Annotated in this window: 5 protein-coding genes; 3 read left to right on the forward strand and 2 right to left on the reverse strand. The window is 69.3% G+C overall.

The features are described from left to right. Positions 1–224 precede the first annotated feature (224 nt). On the reverse strand, positions 225–653 hold the full coding sequence (locus ACFVYE_RS44880; protein ID WP_114244834.1) for an Rv3235 family protein: 429 nt from the start codon (positions 651–653) through the stop codon (positions 225–227). 291 nt (positions 654–944) lie between these two features. On the opposite strand from ACFVYE_RS44880, the gene ACFVYE_RS44885 reads away from it, so the two are divergent. Next, positions 945–1,451 (forward strand): DUF6912 family protein, encoded by a 507-nt coding sequence (locus tag ACFVYE_RS44885; RefSeq protein ID WP_383977784.1) that lies wholly within the window; start codon positions 945–947, stop codon positions 1,449–1,451. An 85-nt stretch (positions 1,452–1,536) separates the two neighbouring features. Further along, positions 1,537–2,208, forward strand: a complete 672-nt coding sequence (locus ACFVYE_RS44890; protein ID WP_383977787.1) for an HAD family hydrolase — start codon at positions 1,537–1,539, stop codon at positions 2,206–2,208. A 37-nt stretch (positions 2,209–2,245) separates the two neighbouring features. Here the strand turns inward: ACFVYE_RS44890 and ACFVYE_RS44895 are convergent, their stop codons facing one another. Beyond that, positions 2,246–2,815 carry a DJ-1/PfpI family protein gene (locus ACFVYE_RS44895; RefSeq protein WP_093893995.1) on the reverse strand — a complete coding sequence of 190 codons (570 nt, stop codon included), beginning with the start codon at positions 2,813–2,815 and terminating at the stop codon, positions 2,246–2,248. Between the two features lie 390 nt (positions 2,816–3,205). Between ACFVYE_RS44895 and ACFVYE_RS44900 the strand changes: the two genes are divergently transcribed. Then, positions 3,206–8,218: an NAD-glutamate dehydrogenase gene (locus ACFVYE_RS44900; protein WP_383977790.1), complete on the forward strand. Its 5,013-nt coding sequence runs from the start codon at positions 3,206–3,208 to the stop codon at positions 8,216–8,218. The last annotated feature ends 30 nt before the right edge of the window (positions 8,219–8,248 follow it).

An 8,248-nucleotide genomic window follows, 5' to 3' on the forward strand; every position in this document is an offset into this window, starting at 1 on the left:
TGGGGTTTTGACCGGGGCCGGGCACCTTTTGTGGGTGGCCGGCCCCGGTTTGTTTAGGGCCCGGGCCCATGCGTCCCGTTGCCGGGGGTGCGGCGCGGGGTGCGGTGGGGCGGCTGTGGCAGGGCGGGTTGACCGTGGTGCGAGTGGCCAGTGATTTCCGGGGGCTTCCCCCTGGCCCCGTTGCTCGTGTGGCTGCGGGCCTGGGGAAGCCCCTGGCCGGGTGTCTACCGGGTGGGCGTTGCCTGTAGGTGTTCGTCGCCCAGCTCTACTGCTGCGCAGCGCCAGCGAAGGTCTGTGCCCTGTTCCAGGCGGAAGGCCATGGCCCTTACCTGTTCGCCCGCTGCGATGCTCGCGCAGGCCTCCACCACGCCCGGAGCCGGCTGGGCGCCGTGGCACATGCGGATGACCGGGCGGGCGCCGCGGGCCCTGAGGGGGGTGCGGGGGGCCAGTTCGGCCAGCTGGTCGTATGCCTCGCCGATGGTGTGTCCGAGCATCCAGTGCACCGGGCGCTGGCCGCTGAGGACCGCCAGGAGGCGCTCGGCGAACCAGTGGTGGGGGCGGACGCGTCGGGGAGTCCTTGCGCGTTGCGGTGGTACCGACTCGGGCCTGCGCTGGTCGTGTCGTCCGGTGGGCCGGGTCCTGTTCGTGCTCATCGCTCATCGCCCCCGTGCTTCAGAGGCCCGGTCGAATACCGGGCGGTAACTTCTGCTGTGGATCTTCTACGGCGACAGCGGAGGTGGCCGCAAGCGCCTGTGGGGCGCCGGACACGATCGGGAGGAATCACCTATCCGGGTGATGAGCCCGGTGCCGTGCGGTGTGCGAGGAAGGCTTGGGGAGGGTGAGTGGCGGTTGCCGGGTGGACGGGAGAGCGGCGGTGCACGTAACCCCAAAGGGGGACGCCGCACGTATCCTGAGGGCGTTTCCGACTACGAAAGCGGCCAGCCATGCGCGTGTACGTCCCCCTGACGCTCCCCGGTCTCGCAGCGGCGCACAAGGCGGGCGAGATCGGTCCCGGTCCGCTGACCGCCTATGCGGTGACCCCCGGACTGCGTGAGTGGTACGTCTCCGACGACATCGAGGAGTTGGAGTACGCGGCGCTCAACCGGGCCGCTTCCGCCTCGCTGCGCCTGATCGCCGGGAATCCCGACGTGGTCCGTCGGCGGGTCGTCGTCGCTGTCGACGTACCGGACGGCGCGGCCGTGGCCGACCCGGACCGCAGCCTCGACTCGTCGTCGCTCGGCGAGGTGCGGATCGCGTCCTCCGTGGCGCTGACCGAGGCTGCTGCCGTGCATGTCGACGCGGACGACGCCGAGAAGGACGTCACGGCCGCCGCGGCTGCACTGGGCGCGGCGGACCTCGGTGACGACGACGCGCAGTTCACCGTGGACGGAGCCGAGGATCACGAACTGCTTTGGTTCGGCATTCAGGAGATTCCGAATCTGATCGGATGAGGGGGAGCGGAGGGGGAGGAGGGGCGTTGCGGTTGCTGCCCCGCTGCCGGAACGGGTGTCGGACCCGGCGGGTACTTTCTTATGCATGGGGACGCATGGGAAGCACCGCACGCATCTGGTCTGGGACTGGAACGGCACACTGCTCGACGACAACGCCGCGGTCGTCGGCGCGACCAACGCCGCGTTCGGCGAGGTCGGCCTGGAGCCGATCACTCTTGAGCAGTACCGCGAGATGTACTGCATCCCGATCCCCCGCTTCTACGAACGGCTGATGGGCCGACTGCCCACAGAGGCCGAGTGGGAGCGGATGGACGGGATATTTCACCTGCACTACACCGAGCAGCGGGCCGCCTGCGGGCTCACCGAGGGTGCCGAGGAGCTTCTCGCGCAGTGGCAGCTGGCCGGACGCAGCCAGTCTCTTCTGAGCATGTACGGACACGAACAGCTGGTCCCCGTGGTCAGGGGGTACGGCATCGAGCGGCACTTCGTACGGGTCGACGGGCGCACCGGGCCGTCCGGCGGCAGCAAGGCGCGGCACATGGAGCGGCACATCGCCGCGCTGGACGGGGTGTCCCCGGAGTACACGGTGGTCATCGGCGATGCGGTGGACGACGCCGTGGCCGCCGCCCATGTCGGTGCGAAGGCCGTGCTCTACACCGGCGGATCGCACAGCAGAGCCAGTCTGGAGGCGGCCGGGGTGCCGGTGGTCGACAGCCTGGCCGAGGCCGCCGACCTCGCGGAGCGGATGGCTGGATAGCGAGGGAAGGACGAGGCCCGGCCCCTCGTCGGCGCCGTCAGGTGGTCACGGGGGCCTTTGTGCGGAGCACCTTCAGGAATTCGCGCATCCAGGCCGAGTGGTCCGGCCACGCACGGGACGAGATCAGGGTGCCGTCGACCACCGCCTCGTGGTCCTCGAAGACGGCGCCCGCCGCCTGCATGTCGAGCTCCAGCGCGGGGTAAGCGGTGACGTGCCTGCCGACCAGTGCGCCGACCGCCGCCGTCATCAGCGGACCGTGGCAGATCTGGGCCACCGGCCGGTCCGAGTCGAAGAACGCCTTGAGGATCTTGCGCAGCTCGGCGTCGTTGCGCAGATACTCCGGAGCCCGGCCGCCCGGTACGACCAGGGCCACGTAATCTCCGGCGTCGACCTCGGAGAAGGCCAGGTCGGCGGGCCAGGTGTAGCCGGGCTTCTCGGTGTACGTGTCGAAGCCGGGCTCGAAGTCGTGGACCACGAAGCGGAGCGTCTTGCGGGCAGGGGCCGCGATATGGACGTCGTAACCCTCCTCGCGCAGCCGCTGGTAGGGATAGAGGACTTCCAGGGACTCGGCGGCGTCGCCGGTGACGATCAGGATTTTCGGTGCCATGGCGGGGCTCCCACGGTTCGTCGGCCTGTTCCGTCTACCAGAGTGCGGCAATACGGGCCGACGCGCTGTCCAGAGTGTCAAACTTCGGGGCCATCTTTTGTACACATACGGCTCGTGACGGTTACGGGGGCGGGCGAGATAGCCTGGACCCCGTGATCAGCGCGATACGCCTCGGGGGCAGTGAAGCCCCCGGCCTGCGCCCGGAGTGCCACAGCACCCGGGCTATCACTGATCCTCACAGCCCGGGCCGACTGCCAAAAATGGCCAATATGGTCCCGGGCATCTCTCATAGCGGCATAGCGTCGTCTCAGACCGGAAACCCCGTGTCGTGGCGGTACGTCGTCTTTTTCACCTACGTCACGCAACGGCGCGCGACAGGAGCCAGAGGACATGCAGACCAAGCTGGACGAAGCCAAGGCCGAGCTGCTCGCACGGGCCGCCAAGGTAGCTGACAACAGCCCGGGCGGTGGTGTCGGTGGCCCGGGCGGTACCCCCGGGGTACGTGTTGCGGCCGCCGGGGCCGACCAGGAGCGTCCCGGGCAGGACGTACTCCTCGCCTACCTCCAGCGCTACTACCTGCACACCGCTCCGGAGGACATCGCGGGCCGCGACCCCGTGGACGTCTTCGGCGCCGCCTCCTCCCACTACCGGCTCGCGGAGACACGCCCGCAGGGCACGGCGAACGTCCGGGTGCACACCCCGACCGTCGAGGAGAACGGCTGGACGTGCAGCCACTCCGTCGTCGAGGTCGTCACCGACGACATGCCGTTCCTGGTCGACTCCGTCACCAATGAGCTGTCCCGGCAGGGGCGCGGCATCCATGTCGTGATCCACCCGCAGGTCGTCGTACGCCGCGACGTCACCGGCAAGCTCATCGAGGTCCTCGCCGAGGGCAACGGCATCTCGACGAGCCTGCAGGGCCGCAAGGACGCCAAGAGTGCCAAGGGTGCCGGGACCGAGCTGCCGCACGACGCGCTCGTCGAGTCCTGGATCCACGTCGAGATCGACCGTGAGACCGACCGCTCCGACCTCCAGCAGATCGCCACCGATCTGCTGCGGGTGCTGTCCGACGTACGGGAGACCGTCGAGGACTGGGAGAAGATGCGCGACGCCGCACTGCGCATCGCCGACGACCTGCCCGGCGAGCCGCTCGACGACCTCGCCGACGACGAGGTGAACGAGGCCAGGGAGCTGCTGCGCTGGCTCGCCGCCGACCACTTCACCTTCCTCGGCTACCGCGAGTACGAGCTGAAGGACACCGACGCGCTGGCCGCCGTCCCCGGCACCGGCCTCGGCATCCTGCGCTCCGACCCGCACCACAGCATCGACGAGGCGCACCCCGTCAGCCCGTCCTTCGACCGGCTGCCCGCCGACGCCAGGGCCAAGGCCCGCGAGCGCAAGCTCCTCATCCTCACCAAGGCCAACAGCCGGTCGACCGTGCACCGCCCCAGCTACCTCGACTACGTCGGCGTGAAGAAGTTCGACGCCGACGGCAATGTCATCGGTGAGCGCCGCTTCCTCGGCCTGTTCTCGTCCGCCGCCTACACCGAGTCCGTGCGCCGGGTGCCCGTCATCCGCCGCAAGGTCGCCGAGGTGCTGGAGGGCGCCGGCTTCTCGCCCAACAGCCACGACGGCCGTGACCTGCTGCAGATCCTGGAGACGTACCCGCGCGACGAGCTCTTCCAGACGCCCGTCGACCAGCTGCGCTCCATCGTCACCTCGGTGCTGTACCTCCAGGAGCGCCGTCGGCTGCGGCTCTACCTGCGCCAGGACGAGTACGGGCGCTACTACTCCGCGATCGTCTACCTGCCGCGTGACCGCTACACCACCGGTGTACGGCTCCGCCTGATCGACATCCTCAAGGAGGAGCTGGGCGGCACCAGCGTCGACTTCACCGCCTGGAACACCGAGTCGATCCTCTCCCGGCTGCACTTCGTCGTCCGGGTCGCCCCCGGCACCGAGCTGCCCGATCTCACCGACTCCGAGGCCGACCGCATCGAGGCCCGGCTCGTCGAGGCCGCCCGCTCCTGGGCCGACGGCTTCCAGGAGGCGCTGAACGCCGAGTGCGGCGAGGAGCGCGCCGCCGAGCTGATGCGCCAGTACGGCCACTCGTTCCCCGAGGGCTACAAGGCCGACCACACGCCGCGCTCCGCCGTGGCCGACCTGGTCCACCTCGAAGCGCTCAAGAAGGACGAGAAGGACTTCGCCCTCAGCCTGTACGAGCCGGTCGGCGCCGGCCCCGGCGAGCGCCGCTTCAAGATCTACCGGACCGGCGAGCAGGTCTCCCTGTCCGCCGTGCTTCCGGCGCTCCAGCGGCTCGGTGTCGAGGTCGTCGACGAGCGTCCGTACGAGCTGCGCTGCGCGGACCGTACGCACGCCTGGATCTACGACTTCGGTCTGCGGATGCCGCAGACCAATGGCAACGGCAACTACCTCGCCGACGACGCCCGAGACCGGTTCCAGGACGCCTTCGCCGCCGTGTGGACCGGCGAGGCGGAGAACGACGGCTTCAACTCGCTCGTGCTGGGCGCCGGTCTGAACTGGCGGCAGGCGATGGTGCTGCGGGCCTACGCGAAGTACCTGCGTCAGGCCGGATCGACCTTCAGCCAGGACTACATGGAGAGCACTCTCCGTAACAACGTCCACACCACCCGGCTGCTGGTCTCGCTCTTCGAGGCGCGGATGTCGCCCGAGCGTCAGCGGGCCGGTACGGAGCTGACCGACGGGCTCCTCGAGGAGCTGGACGGGGCCCTGGACCAGGTCGCCTCGCTCGACGAGGACCGGATCCTGCGGTCCTTCCTCACCGTCATCAAGGCCACCCTGCGCACCAACTTCTTCCAGATGGCGGACGACGGCAAGCCGCACAGCTACGTCTCGATGAAGTTCGACCCGCAGTCCATCCCGGACCTGCCGGCGCCCCGCCCGGCGTTCGAGATCTGGGTCTACTCGCCGCGCGTCGAGGGCGTGCACCTGCGCTTCGGCAAGGTCGCCCGAGGCGGTCTGCGCTGGTCGGACCGGCGCGAGGACTTCCGTACGGAGATCCTCGGCCTGGTCAAGGCGCAGATGGTGAAGAACACCGTCATCGTGCCGGTCGGCGCCAAGGGCGGCTTCGTCGCCAAGCAGCTCCCGGACCCGGCCGTCGATCGTGACGCCTGGATGGCCGAGGGCATCGCCTCCTACCGCACCTTCATCTCGGCGCTGCTCGACATCACCGACAACATGGTGGCCGGCGAGGTCGTGCCGCCCAGGGACGTCGTCCGTCACGACGAGGACGACACATACCTGGTCGTCGCCGCCGACAAGGGCACCGCGAAGTTCTCCGACATCGCCAACGAGGTCGCCGTCTCGTACGGCTTCTGGCTCGGCGACGCGTTCGCCTCCGGCGGTTCCGCCGGTTACGACCACAAGGGCATGGGCATCACCGCCCGCGGCGCCTGGGAGTCCGTCAAGCGGCACTTCCGCGAGCTCGGCCACGACACCCAGACCGAGGACTTCACCGTCGTCGGCGTCGGCGACATGTCGGGCGACGTGTTCGGCAACGGCATGCTGCTCTCCGAGCACATCAGGCTCGTCGCCGCCTTCGACCACCGGCACATCTTCATCGACCCGAACCCGGACGCCGCCACCTCGTACGCCGAGCGGCGCCGCCTCTTCGACCTGCCGCGCAGCTCCTGGGCCGACTACAACAAGGAACTGCTCTCCGCGGGCGGTGGCATCCACCCGCGCAGCGCCAAGTCCATCCCGGTCAACGCGCACATCCGTGAGGCGCTCGGGATCGATTCGGGTGTCACGAAGATGACGCCCGCCGAGCTGATGCAGACCATCCTCAAGGCCCGCGTCGACCTGCTGTGGAACGGCGGCATCGGTACGTACATCAAGTCGTCCGCCGAGTCGAACCCCGACGTCGGCGACAAGGCCAACGACGCGATCCGCGTCAACGGCCAGGACCTGCGGGCCAAGGTCGTCGGCGAGGGCGGCAACCTCGGTGCCACCCAGCTCGGCCGGATCGAGTTCGCCCGCAACGGCGGCCGGATCAACACCGACGCGATCGACAACAGCGCCGGTGTGGACACCTCCGACCACGAGGTGAACATCAAGATCCTGCTCAACGGTCTGGTCCGGGACGGCGACATGACCGTCAAGCAGCGCAACAAGCTGCTCGCCGAGATGACCGACGAGATCGGCCGTCTGGTGCTGCGCAACAACTACGCGCAGAACGTGGCCCTGGCCAACGCCACGACCCAGGCGCCCTCCCTGCTCCACGCCCACCAGCGCTTCATGCGCCGGCTGGTCCGTGACGGGGACCTCGACCGCGGGCTGGAGTTCCTGCCCACCGACCGGCAGATCCGCGAACTGCTGAACGCCGGCAAGGGGCTCAGCCAGCCCGAGCTGGCCGTGCTGCTCGCGTACACGAAGATCACGGCGGCCCGGGAGCTGATCAAGACCAGCCTGCCGGACGACCCGCACCTGCAGAAGCTGCTGCACGCCTACTTCCCGCAGCAGCTGCGGGAGCAGTTCCCCGAGGCGGTCGACGGACACGCGCTGCGTCGCGAGATCATCACCACGGTACTGGTCAACGACACCGTGAACAGCGGTGGTTCGACCTTCCTGCACCGGCTGCGGGAAGAGACCGGCGCCTCGATCGAGGAGATCGTGCGGGCGCAGTTCGCGGCCCGTGAGATCTTCGGCCTCGGCCAGGTGTGGGACGCCGTCGAGGCGCTCGACAACGAGGTCGCCGCCGATGTGCAGACCCGGATCCGGCTGCACTCGCGCCGGCTCGTCGAGCGCGGTTCGCGCTGGCTGCTCGGCAACCGGCCGCAGCCGCTGGAGATCGCCGGGACGATCGACTTCTTCAAGGCTGGTGTCGAGCAGGTCTGGGCCGAGCTGCCCAAGATGCTGATGGGCGCCGACCTCGACTGGTACCAGTCGATCCTGGACGAGCTCACCGAGGCGGGCGTCCCGGGCGAGCTGGCCCAGCGGGTCGCCGGATTCTCCTCCGCCTTCCCGGCGCTGGACATCGTGGCGATCGCGGAGCGCACCGGCAAGGACCCGCTCTCCGTCGCCGAGGTGTACTACGACCTCGCGGACCGGCTGGGCATCACCCAGCTGATGGACCGGATCATCGAGCTGCCGCGGGCCGATCGCTGGCAGTCCATGGCCCGCGCCTCCATCCGCGAGGACCTGTACGCCGCGCACGCCGCGCTCACCGCGGATGTGCTGGCCGTGGGCAACGGGACCTCTACGCCGGAGGAGCGGTTCAAGGCGTGGGAGGAGAAGAACGCGGCGATCCTTACCCGGTCGCGCTCCACGCTTGAGGAGATCCGGGGGTCGGACGCGTTCGATCTGGCGAATCTGTCGGTGGCCATGCGGACGATGCGGACGCTGTTGCGTACGCACGCGTAGGGGTTGGTGGGGGCGGGGCGGCTGCCGGGG

It is taken from the genome of Streptomyces sp. NPDC058239 (assembly GCF_042882185.1).
Lineage (GTDB): Bacteria > Actinomycetota > Actinomycetes > Streptomycetales > Streptomycetaceae > Streptomyces.